Origin of the sequence: Methanolobus sp. ZRKC5, assembly GCF_038446525.1 — an archaeon.
Taxonomy (GTDB): domain Archaea; phylum Halobacteriota; class Methanosarcinia; order Methanosarcinales; family Methanosarcinaceae; genus Methanolobus.
The window spans coordinates 923,149-940,758 of sequence record NZ_CP151792.1 but is presented as its reverse complement, the minus strand read 5'-3'; the positions used below and the strand labels follow the sequence as shown (position 1 = coordinate 940,758).

22 protein-coding genes are annotated in these 17,610 nt (G+C 42.2%); 16 read left to right on the top strand and 6 right to left on the bottom strand.

The window, feature by feature from the left end; genetic code table 11:
- Nucleotides 1–20 precede the first annotated feature (20 nt).
- From cofC to WN948_RS04430, 6 genes are read right to left on the bottom strand one after another with little or no spacing between them, the layout of a single operon-like run.
- Entirely contained in the window at nucleotides 21–656 is a 636-nt protein-coding gene (cofC, locus tag WN948_RS04455; protein ID WP_342305811.1) for a 2-phospho-L-lactate guanylyltransferase, read from the bottom strand.
- A complete protein-coding gene (gene cofH / locus WN948_RS04450) occupies nucleotides 653–1,732 on the bottom strand; it encodes a 5-amino-6-(D-ribitylamino)uracil--L-tyrosine 4-hydroxyphenyl transferase CofH (RefSeq protein WP_342305810.1) in 1,080 nt (359 codons plus the stop codon). The genes cofC and cofH (WN948_RS04450) overlap by 4 nt, the downstream gene beginning before the upstream one ends.
- A gap of 7 nt (nucleotides 1,733–1,739) precedes the next feature.
- Nucleotides 1,740–2,858, bottom strand: coding sequence for a 5-amino-6-(D-ribitylamino)uracil--L-tyrosine 4-hydroxyphenyl transferase CofH (gene cofH, locus WN948_RS04445; RefSeq protein ID WP_342305809.1), 1,119 nt, complete (start codon nucleotides 2,856–2,858; stop codon nucleotides 1,740–1,742).
- A gap of 52 nt (nucleotides 2,859–2,910) precedes the next feature.
- A complete protein-coding gene (gene cofG, locus WN948_RS04440; RefSeq protein ID WP_342305807.1) occupies nucleotides 2,911–3,897 on the bottom strand; it encodes a 7,8-didemethyl-8-hydroxy-5-deazariboflavin synthase subunit CofG in 987 nt (328 codons plus the stop codon).
- A gap of 58 nt (nucleotides 3,898–3,955) precedes the next feature.
- The gene (locus WN948_RS04435; protein WP_342305805.1) at nucleotides 3,956–5,236 is read right to left on the bottom strand and encodes an NAD(P)/FAD-dependent oxidoreductase; all 1,281 of its coding nucleotides are present in this window, start codon (nucleotides 5,234–5,236) and stop codon (nucleotides 3,956–3,958) included.
- A 1-nt stretch (nucleotide 5,237) separates the two neighbouring features.
- On the bottom strand, nucleotides 5,238–5,393 hold the full coding sequence (locus WN948_RS04430) for a 4Fe-4S binding protein (protein WP_342305803.1): 156 nt from the start codon (nucleotides 5,391–5,393) through the stop codon (nucleotides 5,238–5,240).
- 185 nt (nucleotides 5,394–5,578) lie between these two features.
- Between WN948_RS04430 and WN948_RS04425 the strand changes: the two genes are divergently transcribed.
- The 16 genes from WN948_RS04425 to fpoO all read left to right on the top strand — a co-directional run bounded on the left by WN948_RS04425 (nucleotide 5,579) and on the right by fpoO (nucleotide 17,572).
- Nucleotides 5,579–6,028 (top strand): Lrp/AsnC family transcriptional regulator, encoded by a 450-nt coding sequence (locus WN948_RS04425; protein ID WP_342305801.1) that lies wholly within the window; start codon nucleotides 5,579–5,581, stop codon nucleotides 6,026–6,028.
- A 79-nt stretch (nucleotides 6,029–6,107) separates the two neighbouring features.
- A complete protein-coding gene (locus WN948_RS04420; RefSeq protein WP_342305799.1) occupies nucleotides 6,108–6,527 on the top strand; it encodes a DUF22 domain-containing protein in 420 nt (139 codons plus the stop codon).
- Nucleotides 6,528–6,564: 37 nt separating this feature from the next.
- Nucleotides 6,565–7,071, top strand: coding sequence for a hypothetical protein (locus WN948_RS04415; RefSeq protein ID WP_342305797.1), 507 nt, complete (start codon nucleotides 6,565–6,567; stop codon nucleotides 7,069–7,071).
- A gap of 276 nt (nucleotides 7,072–7,347) precedes the next feature.
- A complete protein-coding gene (fpoA, locus tag WN948_RS04410; protein WP_342305795.1) occupies nucleotides 7,348–7,740 on the top strand; it encodes a F420H2 dehydrogenase subunit FpoA in 393 nt (130 codons plus the stop codon).
- Nucleotides 7,728–8,288 (top strand): F(420)H(2) dehydrogenase subunit B, encoded by a 561-nt coding sequence (fpoB, locus tag WN948_RS04405; protein ID WP_342305793.1) that lies wholly within the window; start codon nucleotides 7,728–7,730, stop codon nucleotides 8,286–8,288. The genes fpoA and fpoB overlap by 13 nt, the downstream gene beginning before the upstream one ends.
- Before the next feature lie 9 nt (nucleotides 8,289–8,297).
- A complete protein-coding gene (fpoC, locus tag WN948_RS04400; RefSeq protein WP_342305791.1) occupies nucleotides 8,298–8,774 on the top strand; it encodes a F420H2 dehydrogenase subunit FpoC in 477 nt (158 codons plus the stop codon).
- 10 nt (nucleotides 8,775–8,784) lie between these two features.
- A complete protein-coding gene (fpoD, locus tag WN948_RS04395) occupies nucleotides 8,785–9,909 on the top strand; it encodes a F420H2 dehydrogenase subunit FpoD (protein ID WP_342305789.1) in 1,125 nt (374 codons plus the stop codon).
- Nucleotides 9,910–9,917: 8 nt separating this feature from the next.
- Nucleotides 9,918–10,943, top strand: coding sequence for a F420H2 dehydrogenase subunit FpoH (gene fpoH, locus WN948_RS04390; protein WP_342306541.1), 1,026 nt, complete (start codon nucleotides 9,918–9,920; stop codon nucleotides 10,941–10,943).
- 4 nt (nucleotides 10,944–10,947) lie between these two features.
- Nucleotides 10,948–11,391 (top strand): F420H2 dehydrogenase subunit FpoI, encoded by a 444-nt coding sequence (fpoI, locus tag WN948_RS04385; RefSeq protein WP_342305787.1) that lies wholly within the window; start codon nucleotides 10,948–10,950, stop codon nucleotides 11,389–11,391.
- Nucleotides 11,376–11,654 (top strand): NADH-quinone oxidoreductase subunit J, encoded by a 279-nt coding sequence (locus tag WN948_RS04380; RefSeq protein WP_342305785.1) that lies wholly within the window; start codon nucleotides 11,376–11,378, stop codon nucleotides 11,652–11,654. The genes fpoI and WN948_RS04380 overlap by 16 nt, the downstream gene beginning before the upstream one ends.
- Nucleotides 11,644–11,949, top strand: a complete 306-nt coding sequence (gene fpoJ, locus WN948_RS04375) for a F420H2 dehydrogenase subunit FpoJ (RefSeq protein ID WP_342305784.1) — start codon at nucleotides 11,644–11,646, stop codon at nucleotides 11,947–11,949. Before WN948_RS04380 ends, fpoJ begins: the two co-directional genes overlap by 11 nt.
- Entirely contained in the window at nucleotides 11,949–12,251 is a 303-nt protein-coding gene (gene fpoK, locus WN948_RS04370; RefSeq protein ID WP_342306540.1) for a F420H2 dehydrogenase subunit FpoK, read from the top strand. Before fpoJ ends, fpoK begins: the two co-directional genes overlap by 1 nt.
- A gap of 2 nt (nucleotides 12,252–12,253) precedes the next feature.
- Entirely contained in the window at nucleotides 12,254–14,266 is a 2,013-nt protein-coding gene (gene fpoL, locus WN948_RS04365) for a F420H2 dehydrogenase subunit FpoL (RefSeq protein ID WP_342305783.1), read from the top strand.
- The gene (gene fpoM, locus WN948_RS04360; protein ID WP_342306539.1) at nucleotides 14,266–15,753 is read left to right on the top strand and encodes a F(420)H(2) dehydrogenase subunit M; all 1,488 of its coding nucleotides are present in this window, start codon (nucleotides 14,266–14,268) and stop codon (nucleotides 15,751–15,753) included. Before fpoL ends, fpoM begins: the two co-directional genes overlap by 1 nt.
- Complete coding sequence (gene fpoN / locus WN948_RS04355) at nucleotides 15,754–17,208, top strand: F(420)H(2) dehydrogenase subunit N (protein ID WP_342306538.1); 1,455 nt, start codon at nucleotides 15,754–15,756, stop codon at nucleotides 17,206–17,208. It abuts the gene before it with no gap.
- Between the two features lies 1 nt (nucleotide 17,209).
- A complete protein-coding gene (fpoO, locus tag WN948_RS04350) occupies nucleotides 17,210–17,572 on the top strand; it encodes a F420H2 dehydrogenase subunit FpoO (protein WP_342305782.1) in 363 nt (120 codons plus the stop codon).
- The last annotated feature ends 38 nt before the right edge of the window (nucleotides 17,573–17,610 follow it).

Genomic DNA, 17,610 nt, shown 5'->3' with positions numbered 1-17,610 from the left:
GTATAAGCACTATAAGTGGTTTATGCATCACAAGGGGCAGTTATTCTGGCTCTTGCTTTGCCTGTTTTCATATCAAATCTTTCTATTATATATTCTCGGGAATTTCCATGTCCATGAAGCATTATCTCTACAAGGTCATGGGGTTCGTCGATATCTGTACTTAATAGGAAAGAATCATAAATATGCACCGAACAGTTCCGTTCTTTTGCTATATTGCAGTGGTTAAGGAAACTGGATCCATAATATTTAACATAGAAATTCGAAGGGTCTTTTATGAATACGACGTTTGTACCTCCGCCTTTCCCAGGAACGATTACTACGTCCTCTGGTCTTGCCAATATTTCCTTTATGTGTTTAGCTCTTATAAGGGGAAGATCTGCCATTATTATGAATATAGGTTTTTTTTCATAACCTAGATAGTCATTGATAGCTTCGTTAAGGTCATGTTCACTAAGTACTACGTTTGTCTCCAGATCCTTCGGTACTCCATTGTCAAGTGTCGTGAGTATGTCTATCTCCTCAATTTCAGCTTCTTTAAGGGTACCAACTACATCTCTTAACATCAGCTCTACGAATTCCTCCCGTTCCTCTTGGGTAAGCGCAGGTGAAAGCCTTGATTTGGCATTTTTCTTTTTATAGGGGATCAATGCTTTCATAATACTGCCTCGTAAAGTGCATTTCTTTGTTTTGGCGTTCTACCTGTTTGGCGAATCAACCACTCTATTTCGGCCGCCGGGGTATATTCTCCGTTAGTTCCTCCGGAAGCAACTGTGATCTTATCTTCCATAAGAGTACCACCAAGGTCATTAGCTCCACAGGACAATGCAACCTGTGCTAACTTCTTTCCAAGTTTCACCCACGGTGCCTGAATATTATCAATATGCTTGTACAATATTATTCTTGAAATGGCCTGCAATTGGAGGTCAGCAATACCCGTGGTCATGAACTTACCTTCTTGCATCATTTCTTCTCCTATCCTGTTGTTGTATGGCATAAAGGCCATGGGGATGAATTCGGTGAATCCGCCGGTAAGTTTCTGCATATTCTGGATAGTGAAGATGTGGTCTATTCTTTCCTCAGCAGTTTCCACGTGTCCGTACATCATGGTTGCGTTTGTCCGAAGGCCTGCATTATGTGAAGCTTTAATTGTGTCTATCCACTGTTGTTTTGTAATTTTGGTTGGGCAAATTATCTTCCTTACGCGGTCTGCAAGTATCTCAGCAGACGTTCCCGTCAATGTACCTACTCCACATTCTTTCAAAATACTGAAAGCTTCACCAACTGGTATTTTCTCCATTCTTGCAGCATGGAATACTTCCATCGGTGAAAGGGCATGTATGTTCATTGAAGGATAATTGGAACTAATAGCATCAAAGATCTCAGTATAATAATCCATGTTGAGTTGTGGGATATATCCTCCCTGGACACAAACCTCTATAGCTCCTGCACTATGTGCCCTTTCAACTTCTTCGAGCACTTTATCAGTTGAAAGGATGTATCCTTCTTTTTCCTTAAATGCACAAAAACCACAATTTCCTGCACACATATTTGTGAGGTATATATTGCGGTTAGTGATGTATGTGACATCGTTTCCCACTGTTTTGTAGCGCAAGTCATCTGCAAGGGAAAAAAGTTCAAAAGGGCTTGAATCTAGCAATGTCATCGCATCTTCTTTGCGAATATCACCGTTGTATGCCCTTTCGATAATATCGTCTGTAATGGTAGAATACATTGTTTCCTCAGGCGACCTTGAGTTTCATCTGTTCATGGTTGCTGGCATTGATGATTGGTTTATATGAGGTATTTCTTTGAAGTGCCTGCCTTCCTGATGAAACGATGAACCATTCCAATTCCTGTGCGGACATGAATTGACCATTTGTTGAACCGGCTGAACTTGATATTTTTTCTTCCATCAGGGTTCCTCCAAGGTCATTAACACCACAGAATAAGGCTACCTGGGCAAGTTTCTTTCCGAGCTTGACCCAGCTTGCCTGGATGTTCCCTATGTGTGTATTAAGTATTATGCGTGCAAGGGCATATAATCTCAGATCTTCCATGCCAGGGGTCGCATACCTTCCGGCCTTTATCATTTCATCACCCACTTTGTTATTGTAGGGCATAAAGGTCAATGGCACGAATTCATGGAAGCCACCTGTCTTTTTCTGTATATCTCTTATTATCATCATGTGGTCAATACGCTCTTCGATCGTTTCGATGTGACCATACATAATGGTTGCAGTTGTGTTTATTCCTGCTTTGTGGGCTTTGGTGATTACATCCATCCATTCGTCAGTCTTGAGTTTCCCTGGGCAGATTATATCTCTGACTCTGTCAGACAGAATCTCCGCCGCAGTTCCCGGCATGGTATCCAGTCCTGCATCTTTAAGGTGCATGAGGGCTTCTTCAACAGTTATGTCACTCTGTTTTGCAGCATGATACACTTCCATAGGTGAGAATGCATGTGTATGGATGTGTGGGTATTCTGTTTTAACCGCCCTTATTATATCTGTGTAAAAATTGATGTCGACATTTGGAAGCAATCCTCCCTGGATACAAACCTCTGTTGCTCCAAGGTTTTCTGCTTCTCTTACTTTTTCAAGTATTTGTGGGATCTCCAATACATATCCTGTATTGTCTTTGAATGCGCAGAAACCACAGGTTCCAATACATCGGTTTGTAAAGTTTATATTGCGGTTGACTACGTAGGTAACAGTATCACCTACTGTTTCCTGCCGTAACCTGTCAGCAAATTCAAAAAGTTTGAACGGAGGGATCGTCAAAAGAAAAAGTGCATCTTCTTTTGTGATCTTGCCTTTATAGGCACGTTCAATAATATCACTCGGAATAATAGGGTTCATATTTTCTCCGATACTTATCTCTTGTATTTAAATTGTGTGCCCCGGTCGGAACTCATATTTTCCGATAGCCATCTTCATCTGAAAGATCATTTATAAGTTCTTTCAGGATATCGCTATACCACCCTTTTTTAATGTATTGTGGATAAATAGGCAACCTTTCCTTAAGTGTGACTTCCTGCACCATTTTTCTTAGCTCTGACACACTTGGCCACTCAGCTTCCGGATTTATCCAGTCAATAGTTGTCGGGGAAATTCCTCCAAGGTCATTGGCACCACATTGTATCAAAAGATAAGGATCAATAAGATTTGGTGCTACCTGAATGGCCACGTCACTTGGGAGTATTTCCCTTGCTATCAATATGGTCTGCATCATTTCCTCTTCTGTAGGTGCGGGGAAATCTGCCATGGTGGTATCCGGTTTTGGCGTGAAGTTCTGTATGATCACTTCCTGTATATGACCATATTCTTCGTGTAAGTCTGCGATAGACAGCAGGGAATTGATCCTGTCATCAAGGGTTTCACCAATGCCCACGAGGAGACCAGTTGTAAAAGGAATGCGTAACTCTCCTGCATAGCGTATTGTCTTGATCCTTTGGGCCGGCACTTTTCCAGGTGATCCTTCATGTGCGGCAACTTCTGCGGTTGTTTCAAGCATAAGTCCCATACTGGAATTAAAGGCTTTTAGTTTTTCCAGTTCCGTATAGTTCAATACGCCCGCATTAGTATGTGGTAAAAGGCCTTTATCGATTGCCAGTTTGCAAAGTTCGCAAATATAATCGACAGTACTGGAATAACCCTGGTCATCTAACCATTTTTTGTATTCCGGTACTTCCTCGGCATATTCTCCAAAAGTAAAAAGCACTTCTGTACATCCTGCTTTCTTTCCCTGTTCAAGGATTGGCAGAATTTCTTCGATGTGCATCAGTTGTGCTTGTGGATCATCAGGGTCACGCCTGAATGTACAGTATGCGCACTTATTTCTGCAGATATTTGTGACAGGTACGAAAACATTTCGGCAAAATGTGACAAATTCATCCATTGTAAATTCCTTGATACAACAATTACATAAGTTTAATCAATTTCATTTTTTATAATAACTATTTTATTATTAATTGCATACAGTTCTTAACTCCAAGCGCAATACCTTCCACTTCTATACCACCTTTACCTTTCGCTCCATCTCCTACTACATAAAGGTTTGTTATTGGTGTTTTGTTGTTAAGGTCTGCACCCGAGGGTGACCTGTTAACAGGCCATTCATTTGAATATGATTGTATCAGAAGTACTTCATATTCCTTTCCTGCAAAAATATCTCTTAGATCCTCAAGTCCCAATTCTATTTCTTTATCGAGATTATCCATGTCACTCCAGTGAACACATTGGTGTGCCATAGTAAGGTGTTTTCCTTCCGGTGCCATTTTTGGGTCTATGTTTGTGACCTCATTTATTCCGTTAACTCTCTTAGCGTAGGGTGTGAGTAATACTCCTCCATGCCCTATAAGTGGTTTGTCTGAAGAGAGGCATATCTTGACTCCTGCAGAAGGCTTGAGTGTATCTGCTTTGTGGGCATATTCTTCCATGCCGGAAATCTCTGTATTTCCACCTATCGTGCAGGATGTAGCCACATGGCCGATATCACTTATTACAATATCTGCCGGATACTCTTTCTCATTGAGAATAACGCCTTTGATAGTTTCATCTTCGATTTTAAAGCCTGTAACTTCTGAGGATGTGTGTATTGTTCCTCCGTTTGATCTAATCACGCCTGCAAGAGCATCTGTGATCGCCTTGCATCCTCCCATTGGGACGCCCGGTCCTCCAAAATGGTAGAGGTTCTCAATAATTGCAAAAGCTTCTTCGACGGGTATATCTGCAGCTTTCAGACTGAGTGCCCATCCAAAGAAAGAATCTGAAATACGATACGTCCAGTCCTGGTCAATATGCTCTTTGCACCATTGCTCAAAGGATTTTCCCCGAGGGGGGGTTTTACGGGTGCTAATTGCGTAATACATCAGTTTGATGCGGTTTAGTAGGGTAAATGGAACCTTAAAGTTCTCGAAAAGAAGGTCTTTATGGCCGTACTTATAATCAGTGTCTCCTTTTTTTCTAGGAATCCTTATTACTGAGACCGGTTTTCCACGAACGATTTCCACATTTGCTCCAATCTCTTCAAGAAGTTGTGCAAGAGGTCCGGTGGGTCCATGTGGGAGCATATGTAATGCGCCGGTGCTTAGCTGGAAACCTTTGTATGGTATATTGGTGAACCTTCCGCCTATTATCGGAAGACGTTCAAAGACCTCTACTTCATATCCTGAATTTGAAAGTTTAGCTGCGCTCAAAAGCCCTCCAAGTCCAGAACCGATAATTATTGCCTTCATTCTATGCCTCAATTGCTTTAACCGGGCAGTATGCGATACATGCTCTGCATTCTGCACAGGCAGTTGTCATAGTTGCCTTTCCTCTCACTTCAATAGCATTAAATTTACAAAAGGCAATGCATTGGCCACATCCTACACAGTTTTCGTTCACTTTCATAGTATATTCACCGGATTTTATTGTATAACGTTTTCAACAATAAAAAGCCTTATTGTTCTTTATTTGATTTTGTTTTTTGTTGTATTGGTTTTTCAGATGATATTATTTGCATAAAAGTCACATATTGTTGGATATGCTGATTCAAACGGAAATATTTATTATTATGGACATATAATTATATTATCATGGATGACGTTGACCTCGCGATATTAGAACGCCTTTCCAAGAATTCAAGGATGCATAGTACTGAAATTGCAACCGATCTTGGCCTGGCGACATCTACAGTGCACAAAAGAATCGAAAAAATGCGTGAAACAGGTACTATTCATGAGTTTACTGTCAAAGTGAATACCACAGAGGTTGGCCTGAATGTCACGACTTTTATAGGGGTTAACATTGAGCAGAACAAAAGAATCAATATAATAAACCGCCTAAAGAATATCGATGACATATTGGAAATATATGAATTACTTGAACCTTATGATATATTACTGAAAGTGCGGACATTTGATATACATTCACTGAAGGAAAATGTTTTGCAGGTACTGGGGAATATGGATGGTATAAAGGATTCTCAAAGCATTTTGACAACAAAGTGCCATAAAGAAGTAAGTTGTATAATTCTTAAAAAGTGACTATCTTATATCATGATTATTCGTTATGTTTATGCAAAATTTATATATAGTTACAGGTTAGTTTCGTTTTAGTGGTTTTATGAAGAAAGAAGTGATCCAGGTTGTCTCCAGAGAAAATGGAGAATTGTCATCTAAGCAAGTAAAGGCCGCACCATATGAATTTACCATGGCAACCCGTGCAAAATGGGAAATGGTGATCTCGAATGAGGATACTGAGGTACGTGCAGGTGAATTCAAAAAAATCAATATAAGAGAAATACACCTGGAACCGGACATGGTTGCTCTTCCATGTACTTTCACCCATCATGCAGTTGTTTCATTGGTCAAGGTAGGTGCAAAGGGTGGTGCCAAGCCGGTTGACAGTGAGCGTATAATAAATTCTGCCTACGTACTGGGCCAGGAGTCTGGCAAAGTCAGAGAGGGTGACCTGCTGGCAGTGCTTAATATATTTCCTATAATGTTTACTCGTGAGGCTATGACACCAAAGTCTCTTAAGTAGGTATACAAAAAGAAGATAAATAAGGGGAGGGTGTTACGTGGAAACTTGTGATATATGTAGTGAATTGCAGGACTTTAAACTTTATGAAGGGTACAATATCTGTACTACCTGCGCGGATATCATGGAAGATGTTATGGGTGAGTATTTTCTTCGTGCGATCTGGAAAAGCGAACCGAAGGCACATGGTGCTTATTTGAATTATCTCAATAACACTTCAAAGTATATCTCTGATTACAAAAAGATCTCGCAGAAATCAGACCGGCATACAAAAGATGTCAGTGCTCGTGTTTCAGATGCACTTGTAAATGATACTGGACATCCTTCAAAAAGACGTTATTTCGAGCACATGCAAAAGGTTCTTGAGTGGCTGGAAAAAACACCGCATTTCTATCATTACTACTTCAAGGATTATTACGTATGTCCTGGATGCAATGCTTCAATTTTTGATAAATACAAGCGCATGGATCTTGGTGACTGGATGGTCATCTCATGTTCTGAATGTGACACTGTCATCAAGAAGTATTTCTCTCCAAAAAGTGTGTGACTTACTTTTTTTTCCTGCAATCAATTTTAATTAATTTCTTTTTTTCTATACTAGTATTTATTGGCTTGCTTTTCAGGCTTTCAACATCGTAATTAAGACAATTTAAATATAATGAATTATTATCAATTACTAGCCAACACTATCTATTGAAAAATATGCCAACAGATATTGTTTATCTATCTACATGTATTTGAGATGTGTTTGTATTAGTCCCTTACACGAAGGTGCTTTATACAAATAGTCTATCTACCTTTATAACTTTCAGGAGAATAGTTTATGTCAGGAATAATCGATATTAGTAACATAGCCAATAGTTACATACCGGTTGCAATCATTCTTATAGTGGCGCTTTTGATGCCTCCTATGACTATGTTCCTTGTGAAAACATTAAGTCCGAGGAGTAAATCATCAGCAAAGTACACGACATATGAAGCTGGCTCCCTTCCCGTGGGAAGTGCCAGAATACAATTCAATGTCGAATACTATCTTTATGCCATTGCTTTTGTTCTCTTTGATATTGAAGTCCTCTTCCTTTACCCCTGGGCTACAATCTTCAAAGGACATGGTATTACTGAAATAGCAACCATCGAAATGTTAGTCTTTATTTTTGTTGTATTGTTTGGCTACGTGTACCTAATCAAGAAGGAGGCTCTTAAATGGATGAAATAGAGCAGACAAAAGTCGAACAAACTGAAGTCCAGGACGTCGGATATGATGACGTTCCAGGTATGGTGCTTACTGATACCAATGCTATCAGTGACTTCATTAAGAAAACAAAGGTTCAGGATGTCCTCAACTGGGGTCGTAAGAATTCATTGTGGTTCATGGTAAATGCAATGGGTTGTTGTGGTGTTGAACTGCTTGCCACAGGTATGGCTCACTATGATACCGATCGTTTTGGTATTATCCCACGTAACTCTCCAAGACATGCTGATGTAATGATTGTTAGTGGATATGTGACGAAAAAGTATCTGCCAGCTTTAAAGAGGATATGGGATCAGATGCCTGCACCAAAGTGGTGCATATGCTTTGGTGATTGTGCAATAAGTGGTGGTCCATTCTATGAATCATACAGTACCCATCAGAACATTGATGAAGTATTCCCGATAGATGTTTTTGTTCCGGGATGTCCGCCAAGATGTGAAGCTCTAATCCAGGCATTTGTTGAGCTTCAGAAAAAGATTGACGCAAAGAAGGACAAAGGTACGGATTATTGAGGTGGATAAATGGACGCTAATTCTATAATCGCTTCACTTACCGGCAAGTTCCCTGAGGATATCTATGATGCTAATGTAGAATCTGACATAAGGGTAATTGCAAAGGTGAAGCCTCAAAATGTAGTGGATGTATGCCGCTACCTCAAGGAAGACCTGTCTTTCGGACATCTCTGCTGTGAATTCGGAGCTGACTATCCGGACAGGAATGAGATCGAAGTAATATACATAATAGGTTCCTACGATCATCCGGTAATTCTGACCATGAAGGCTCTCCTCCCAAGGGAAAACCCTGTGATAGAATCCGTAGTGCCTGTTTACTGGAATGCGAACTGGTACGAAAGAGAAACGTACGAACTGTTTGGTGTGAAGTATCTTAACCACCCCGACCTTAAACCTCTTGTACTTCCTATAGAGATGCTCGGTGAGTGGCCACTTCGTAAGGATTACGAAGGCTTCCCCAACAAGACTGCTAAAAATTTAGTGTGAGGGTTAAAGTATGGAAGAAACAGTTGGGCCTTCTGAAATGATAATACACCTTGGTCCGCAACATCCTATGCTGCCAGGTCCGTTCAGGCTTAATGCAAAATTAAGGGGCGAGACTATTGTGGACTCTGAGGTCGAAATGGGTTATATCCACAAGGGTATTGAAAAGATCCTTGAAAACAAGACATATCTTCAGGGTATTACCATAGTGGATAGGATCTGCTATCTTGAAGCACTTACCAATGAAGAGGCATATGTCGGTTGTGTTGAAAAACTTGCAGGTATCGAAGTACCTGAAAGAGCTCAGTATATCCGTGTGATCATGGAAGAGCTTTCCAGAATACAGAGCCACATACTTGGTATGGGTGAATATGCAGGTTTTGTCGGGTTTGTGAGTATGTTTATGTATACCATTAGGGACAGGGAAGATCTTATGTCTGTTATGGACTCCGTTACAGGAGCTCGTATCACGCACAGTTTCCTGCGTTTTGGTGGTGTGAAGGATGATCTGCCTGATGGATTCAAGGATGACGTGAAATATGTCTTTGGAAACCTGAAAAAGGCAATTGATCAGTATGAGGAATTATTCAGTACTGACTCTATCTATAAGGCCAGAACAGTGGGTGTGGGCACACTTACAGCAGATGTTGCAAAGGATCTTGGTGTTTCCGGTCCTCCACTCAGGGCAACTGGTGTTGCTTTTGATATACGCAGGGATGAACCTTACCTTGTCTATAAGGACCTTGATTTCAAGGTATGTGTCCAGAAAGCCGGTGATGTCTATGCCAGGATTCAGGTGCGTCTTGATGAAATGCGCGAGAGCATGTACATTGTAGAGCAGTGCCTTGACCAGATTCCATCCGGACCTCTCTTCCCCGAAGGTACGGCGTATGGTAAGAGGTCACCCGTTATGAGAATTCCTGCCGGAGAGGTTTTCCACCGCGTAGAGGCTCCAAGAGGAGAAATGGGATTCTATATGGTTTCTGATGGATCAGACAAACCATATCGTGTAAAGATAAGAGGACCTGTGTATCCAACTTTACAGACACTACCACCACTTCTTAAAGGCGTGACTGTAGCTGACATCGTGACCATTGCCGGAAGTATGGACACATGTACCAGTGAGGTCGACAGGTGATCATGATGATGCAATTAGAAGATATAATTTATAATCCACTTCTAAGAGGTATCCTTGGCCTGTGCCTAATGGGTGGCGTATTCCTCGGTGCGATGGCTGTTGTGTGGTTTGAGCGTAAACTTTCTGCAGATATCCAGCAGAGATACGGTCCGATGAGGACAGGTTTTCATGGATTACTCCAGCTTGTCGCAGATGCTATCAAGCTGTTCACCAAAGAGGATATCATTCCAAAGAATGCTGACAGACTATTGTTCGTTTCAGCACCTATTCTTCTAATGGGTTCTGTTTTCCTTATGCTTGTGGCAATTCCGTTCGGTGCGATAATCATCAATGGTGTGACGTACCCGATTGCGGCAACAGATATGGATATCAGTGTTCTTTACATTGAAGCTGTATCAGCTATTTCTGTTATCGGTATTTTCATGATCGCATACAGTGCAAACAACAAGTACTCTCTTCTTGGTGCTTTCAGGAACTTTGCACGTATGATCGGATACGAGGTTCCTCTTGGAATTTGTATAGTGAGTGTAGCCATCATGGCTGGTTCACTGAATATTATAGAGATAGCTCAGGCACAGAATCCTCTCTGGTTCATAATCAAGCAGCCAATAGGATTCATTGTATTTTTCATTGCTCTTATGGCAGACATGGGTCGTCTTCCTTTTGACCAGAACGAATCTGAGGAAGAACTCATTGCCGGATGGATCACTGAATATACAGGTATGAGATTTGGTCTTGGTTTCTTCGCAGAATATATCCACCTTATCCTTGGTTCAATGCTTATTGTTCTGTTGTTCCTCGGAGGATGGAACCTGCCTGCAGCACTGACTTCCAACGTTATTCTTGGTATTATCCTTCCAACTGCTTTCTACTTAGGAAAGGTAGCATTGGTAATTCTTACAATTATCATGATCAGATGGGCAGTTCCAAGATACAGGATCGATCAGGTAGTAGACCTGAGCTGGAAAAGGCTTCTGCCATTAGCCCTACTTAACCTTGGGTGGGTAATTGCACTTGGCCTGCTGGGGGTGTGAATGAATGGTTATTAAAAATATCATAACAGCAGTTAAAAATATTTATTTCGGTCCCACAGTAACAAGAATGTGCCCGGAAGTAGCTACAAAACTTTCGGACAGGTTCAGGGGCTTGCAAAAACTGGATAAAGATAAATGTATAGGTTGTGGAATATGTGCCAATACATGTCCCAACAATGCTATTAAGATCATAAGGGCACGTATCAATCCAGAGAGTGATAAACAGAGATGGTTCCCTGCAATAGATGTCGGTCACTGTCTGTTCTGTGGTCTTTGTATCGATCAGTGTCCAAAGGAAGCGTTGTCAAACTCAAAAGTGTATTTGACAGGTATTATCCGCTGGAATCATGAGGATCTTCTCTTTACACCAGACATGCTGGCAAGGGAAGTTGACATTAATGCTGAAGATGAAGCTGGTGAAGAGGTGAGCAGATGGACACCACAATAGGCTCAATTATTGAAATGATCGTCTTTGCGATACTGGCATTTGCAGCAATAGTATTCTCACTGTTTGTGGTGACTGCTAAAGATGTAGTAAGAGCAGCCATTGCGCTTGTAGTTACAATGTTCATTGTTGCAGCTCTTTACATATTGCTCAATGCACAGTTCCTTGGCGTAGTACAGGTACTCGTATACATCGGTGCAATAGGAGTATTGATCCTGTTCGCTGTAATGCTTACAAAGAAGGAGTTTGGTACAGATGCTGAATAAAACAATCTCATTCTCCTTGATGCAGATAATCACGTCTGCGTATAACTATCTGAAACCACGTATATTGGGTATGGTAGTTGCGCTTCTGTTCCTGTCAGTCATACTTGTGGCAGTTGCTTCAACTGGCTGGCCATCACTTGATCAGATCCCTCAAAACCTGGATGACCAGAGTAACATTGAGGGCATCGGAGTGCTGATCTTTACAGATTTCGTGGTTCCGTTCGAAATATTATCCATCGTATTGTTGTCCGCATTGATGGGTGCTATCTACATGGCAAAAGGAGATGATAATTGATGATACCAATCGTCGCTTACCTAGCTCTTTCTGCAGTTATCTTTTCCATAGGTCTTTATGGACTGATGACACAGCGCAGTGGTATCCGTATTCTGATGTGCATAGAATTGATGCTTAACTCAGCAAACCTTAACCTTGTGGCATTTTCAAGCTACAATGGTGATCTTACAGGACAGGTATTTGCTTTGTTCTCCATCGCACTGGCAGCATGTGAAGCAGCAATTGGATTTGCTATATTGATGTCCATTTACAGAATGAAGGACACAATTAGTCTTGACACCATTAACATACTGAGGTGGTAAAAATGGCAGTAGAAGATCTCGCATTCTTAATACCACTCCTGCCTGCATTGGCCTTTGTGCTGACTTTTTTCTTCGGAAAAAAACTGCCAACCGGCGGTGCAATAATTCCAATAGCAGCTATTGCAACATCATTTGTGCTATCATTATTGATAACATTGAGATTACTCGCAAACCCTGAAGAAGTTGTGACCCAGTCATACAGCTGGTTCGCCATGCTCAACATAGGTATCCTTGTTGATCCGCTGGCAGCTGTTATGCTTACAATGGTGACATTTGTCAGTCTGCTTATTCACATCTATTCATTAGGCTACATGTCACATGACAAGGCACAGTCCAGGTACTTTGCCGAAACAGCATTGTTCACAGCTTCAATGCTTGGTCTGGTTCTTTCAGACAACATCCTGCAGCTCTTCATTTGCTGGGAACTTGTGGGTGTTTGTTCATACTTACTCATCGGATTCTGGTTCCATAAGCCATCCGCTGCAACAGCAGCAAAGAAAGCTTTCCTGACAACCAGAATTGGTGACGTGATGTTCCTTACAGGAATAGTTGTCCTGTTCTCAGACCTCTTTAAGATATTCAACGGCGTCATTCCTGATGGTGTGTACATACTCAGGTTCGATGTAATATTTGCTCACATTCCTGAAATTGCAGCAATAAATGCAAACATTTTCGGAATGGAAGTAAGTCACATCACACTGATAACACTCTTATTCTTCGGTGGTGCTGTTGGTAAGTCAGGTCAGTTCCCGCTTCATGTGTGGCTTCCTGATGCAATGGAAGGTCCAACAACCGTTTCAGCTCTCATACACGCAGCAACGATGGTTACAGCCGGTGTATACCTGGTAGCAAGAACATTCCCAATGTTCATCGCAGCTCCAAGTTCACTAATGATTGTGGCATACCTCGGTGCTTTCACTGCAATATTTGCAGCAACAATGGGAATTGTTATGAACGACCTTAAGCGTGTACTTGCATACTCCACCATCAGTCAGCTCGGTTACATGATGCTTGGTCTTGGTGTTGGTGCAACTATCGGTGCTGAAGCAGTAGGTATATCACTCTTCCACCTGGTCAACCACGCATTCTTCAAGGCTCTTCTCTTCCTGTGTGCAGGTAGTGTTATTCACGCTGTAGGTACACACGACATGAGACAGCTTGGTGGCGTTGCTAAAGTAATGCCAATAACCGCAGCAACAATGATCGCTGCAGCCCTGGCACTTTCAGGTATTGGTATTCCGGGAACATCCATCGGTACAAGTGGTTTCTTCAGTAAGGATGCGATTATCGAAAGCGCATATCTCTTTGGAGAAACAACCGGATCATGGATCCCATACGCACTTTCTATCGCTGCAGCTCTGCTGACATCCCTGTATATCTTCAGGCTTCTATTTATGACATTCTACGGAAAGCCACGTACAGATTACGGTGGACACGAGTCACCTGCATCAATGACGGTCCCTCTTTCAATACTTGCAGTGTTTGCACTGTTCTTCGGTGGCCTGGCCTCAAAGACATTCAACACTTTTGTAAGTGATACCTTCATGAACAATTTCGTGCATGTGGACATTTCCGAACTTGCATCACTTGGTGGCTACCACCTTGCAGAACATGCAGGACATGAGCCAATGCTCATACTCTGGATGCCACTGATCGTCGCAGTTGCAGGTTTCCTGATTGCTTTCCTTGTCTACGGACTGAAGATCGTCAATATGGACAGCCTTGTTTCAAGAAACAACCCTATTTACAAACTTCTGTACAACAGGTACTACCAGAACTCTATCTTCACGAACTTCTTCTCAGTCAAGGTCATCTACGAAGGATTTGCCTTTGCAGGACGTGCCGCTGACAGAGGATTTGACTGGATAGTTAACTGGTTTGGTGACCTTACACTGGAGACTGGTGAATCACTACGTCAATTCCAGACAGGAGCTGTACAGAATTACGCCACTGCAGTGATAACCGGAGTAAGTCTTCTGGTCATACTTATTACAGTGGTAATGGAGGTACTTTGATGTTGCCGATACTATCTTTGATCGTGCTGATACCTCTGATATTTGCAGCACTAACATTATTAACAAAAACAAAAGAACAGGCAAGGTCACTTGCCTTGGTAGCTACTGTTTCTGTACTGTTACTTACAGTATACATGTACTTTAACTTCGACAGCAGTATAGCTGCTAATCAATTCGAGGAACTTGCACAGTGGGTACCTTCCCTTGGAATTACCTACCACCTCGGTGTTGACGGAATTTCAATGCCATTGATACTTCTCAATGCAATTGTCCTTCCACTTCTCGTTCTGTTTACATGGAACGATGAAAGGAAATCACCGAACAAGTTCTATGCATGTATACTTGCAACAGAGGGTGCAGTCATTGGTGTATTCACTTCACTGGACTTCTTCCTGTTTTACGTGTTCTGGGAACTTACACTCATACCGCTCTTCTTCATGGTGAGCATATGGGGAGGACCCAACAAACATCATGCAGCAATAAAGTTCTTCATATACACTCACGTGGCTTCTCTTGTGATGCTGCTCGGTATATTCGGACTTTACTTCGCAGCATGGGATATGACAGGAGTACCAACTCTGGACATACCAACACTTATTGCCCAATTCCAGTTCATTGAATCCGGAATTGTAAAGGATATGATATTCCTTGCACTGCTCTTTGGTTTCATTGTCAAGATACCAAGTTTCCCGTTCCATTCATGGCTTCCTGATGCATATACTGAGGCACCAACTGCCGGCAGTGTGCTCTTTGTCATGCTCAAGATCGGTGGATATGGTCTCTTTAAGATCATGCTTCCAATGTTGCCATTCACAGCATCACCAAACCTGATGATAACCATAATGGCAGTTCTTGGTTCTGTAAGTATACTCTACGGTGCATTCCTTGCACTCTCACAGAAGGACCTCAAGAAAATGGTTGCATACTCCAGTGTAAGTCACATGGGTTACGTAACACTTGGTGCAGCTGGTCTGGTATCACTCTCCGTATCAGGAGCAATGTTCCAGCAGTTCTCACACGGACTTATCATGAGTATTATGTTCATGTCATGTGGCGTAATCAACAATGCAACAGGCACAAGGATTATTAATGATCTTGGAGGCCTTGCACAGAAGATGCCAAAACTGGCAACTATCATGGTATTTACCTTTATGGCATCCCTTGGACTCCCAGGACTTACTGGTTTCATTGCGGAAGTATCAGTGCTTGCAGGAAGTTTCGTAAATCTCCCTGTCTACGTAATTATTGCACTGCTTGCTATCGTAATAACGGCAGCTTATCACCTGTGGGCTCTCCAGAGGGCAATGTTTGGTGTTTACAATGAGAAGCTCGGTACAGTTTTTGATATCAATAGTTATCAAACACTTTCAATGGGTATCATTGCGATTCTCATACTGTACTTCGGACTTAACCCAAGCCCGGTGCTTGATATGATGTTGACTAATTCAGAACAGATAATCAGCCTAATGGCTGTCATGGGGGTGTGAATAATGGATCTAATGTTATTTGCACCTGAACTATCCCTTGTGTTAACAGGGCTGGCAGTATTGCTTATCGGGCTTTTCATCCCGACAGAGTCAAAGAAGATACTGGGTTACATCGCAACACTGGGTGTCATTGTTGCCCTGTTCTTCACGGTTTCAAGTCTTGGAACCCAGGCGACGGCATTTAATGACACTGTGTCTATAGATGCTCTGTCCCAGTTCTTCAAGATAGTGTTCCTTGTGGTCGCATTACTCTTTACGATCTCAGGTATAAAGTACACTGAAGGCAACAGTAGCACTGAAGAGTTCTTCACACTCGGATTATTTGCAACCATAGGCATGATGTTCGTTGCATCTGCAAACGATCTCATGGTATTGTTCATTGCATTCGAACTTGCAAGTCTTGCAACCTATGCGCTTGCAGGCTTTGAGAAGAAGAACCCCAAGTCACTGGAGGCTGCGCTGAAATACTTTATCATAGGTTCACTTTCAGCAGCTCTTATGCTTCTTGGTATATCTTATCTGTACGGAGCAACAGGCACAACCAGCATTCCGGGAATTGCAGCCAACGCAGATGTACTTGTATCAAGTCCAATGGGACTTGTGGCAGTGGTTCTCCTGATAGCAGGATTTGGTTTCAAGATCGCTCTTGTACCATTCCACATGTGGGCACCTGATACATATCAGGGTGCACCTTCAGTAGTGTCTGCATTGCTTGCAGCCGGTTCAAAGAAGATGGGTATTGTAGCAGCTCTTAAGATATTCGTAGTTGCACTCATAGCCCTTCAGACTGAATGGCAGATCGCATTTGCAATACTTGCAGTTGTCACAATGACATATGGTAACGTTGTAGCTCTTAACCAGACAAGTGTCAAGAGAATGCTTGCATACTCTTCACTTGCACAGGCAGGCTACATCACAATGGCATTTGTGGTACTCACTCCCATGGCACTTGGTGGAGGTATCTTCTATGCACTGTCACACGGTTTCATGAAGGCAGGAGCTTTCATTGCAACTGCAGCTGTGACATACATGATACTTTCAGAGAACAAGGATTCAACTGACCCTGACCATATTGACAACTTCAGAGGACTTGGCAGAAGAATGCCAATAACTGCTCTTTCAATGACAGTGTTCGTATTTGCACTGGCAGGTATCCCGCTCACAGCAGGTTACATGAGCAAGTTCATTCTGTTCTCATCAACCATCCAGTCAGGGTTTGTGTGGCTCGCAGTAATTGCAATACTTAACAGTGCAATATCACTGTACTACTATGCAAAGATCGTCAAATACATGTACTTCCTCCCAACCGAGAGTGAAAAGATATCAGAACCACTTCCATACACCATTGCAATGGTAATTGCTGTGCTTGGTGTACTTGTGCTTGGTTTCTGGCCTGAACCATTCGTCTACTGGGCAATGGAAGCTGCAAAAGTATTGATTCCTGGAGGTTTCTAAAATGGCAGATTGTGATCTTTGTGGAGTTGCTATCCCAACAGTAGTTCCTGTGAGGATATTCAAGCCAAAGTACGCACATTCCTATCCGCATGGTATGTGGCAGGGTCTTTGCGAAGGCTGCCTTGATGCAGGAAAGAAAAGCTTCGACAAGCAATCTGAATCCCCAAGCTGTGGCTCAGCAGGCAAATGCGAATTCTGCGGTGCTATAGCACAGTTGCATGATGTAACAATCAGCAGACCTTCATTCTCAAAGGGTGCTGAGGAAGACACTGTTCAGCTCTGCAAGAAGTGCCTTGGTTCCATTGACCAGGCACATGATGCATGGGAAACAGAAAAAGCTGAAGAAGAACACGAACATCATTAAGCATTAAAACAGAAGACCGGTCTTTACCGGTCCTTTTT

Bases quoted from the DNA above. Each gene is read 5' to 3' on its own strand.
- cofC (WP_342305811.1), bottom strand. From the start codon at position 656: ATGAAAGCATTGATCCCCTATAAAAAGAAAAATGCCAAATCAAGGCTT.
- fpoD (WP_342305789.1), top strand. From the start codon at position 8,785: ATGGAAGAAACAGTTGGGCCTTCTGAAATGATAATACACCTTGGTCCG.
- fpoI (WP_342305787.1), top strand. From the start codon at position 10,948: ATGGTTATTAAAAATATCATAACAGCAGTTAAAAATATTTATTTCGGT.
- WN948_RS04380 (WP_342305785.1), top strand. From the start codon at position 11,376: ATGGACACCACAATAGGCTCAATTATTGAAATGATCGTCTTTGCGATA.
- cofG (WP_342305807.1), bottom strand. From the start codon at position 3,897: ATGGATGAATTTGTCACATTTTGCCGAAATGTTTTCGTACCTGTCACA.
- cofH (WP_342305809.1), bottom strand. From the start codon at position 2,858: ATGAACCCTATTATTCCGAGTGATATTATTGAACGTGCCTATAAAGGC.
- cofH (WP_342305810.1), bottom strand. From the start codon at position 1,732: ATGTATTCTACCATTACAGACGATATTATCGAAAGGGCATACAACGGT.
- fpoO (WP_342305782.1), top strand. From the start codon at position 17,210: ATGGCAGATTGTGATCTTTGTGGAGTTGCTATCCCAACAGTAGTTCCT.
- WN948_RS04435 (WP_342305805.1), bottom strand. From the start codon at position 5,236: ATGAAGGCAATAATTATCGGTTCTGGACTTGGAGGGCTTTTGAGCGCA.
- WN948_RS04420 (WP_342305799.1), top strand. From the start codon at position 6,108: ATGAAGAAAGAAGTGATCCAGGTTGTCTCCAGAGAAAATGGAGAATTG.
- fpoC (WP_342305791.1), top strand. From the start codon at position 8,298: ATGGACGCTAATTCTATAATCGCTTCACTTACCGGCAAGTTCCCTGAG.
- fpoM (WP_342306539.1), top strand. From the start codon at position 14,266: ATGTTGCCGATACTATCTTTGATCGTGCTGATACCTCTGATATTTGCA.
- fpoK (WP_342306540.1), top strand. From the start codon at position 11,949: ATGATACCAATCGTCGCTTACCTAGCTCTTTCTGCAGTTATCTTTTCC.
- fpoL (WP_342305783.1), top strand. From the start codon at position 12,254: ATGGCAGTAGAAGATCTCGCATTCTTAATACCACTCCTGCCTGCATTG.
- fpoH (WP_342306541.1), top strand. From the start codon at position 9,918: ATGCAATTAGAAGATATAATTTATAATCCACTTCTAAGAGGTATCCTT.
- fpoB (WP_342305793.1), top strand. From the start codon at position 7,728: ATGGATGAAATAGAGCAGACAAAAGTCGAACAAACTGAAGTCCAGGAC.
- WN948_RS04430 (WP_342305803.1), bottom strand. From the start codon at position 5,393: ATGAAAGTGAACGAAAACTGTGTAGGATGTGGCCAATGCATTGCCTTT.
- fpoJ (WP_342305784.1), top strand. From the start codon at position 11,644: ATGCTGAATAAAACAATCTCATTCTCCTTGATGCAGATAATCACGTCT.
- fpoA (WP_342305795.1), top strand. From the start codon at position 7,348: ATGTCAGGAATAATCGATATTAGTAACATAGCCAATAGTTACATACCG.
- WN948_RS04425 (WP_342305801.1), top strand. From the start codon at position 5,579: ATGGATGACGTTGACCTCGCGATATTAGAACGCCTTTCCAAGAATTCA.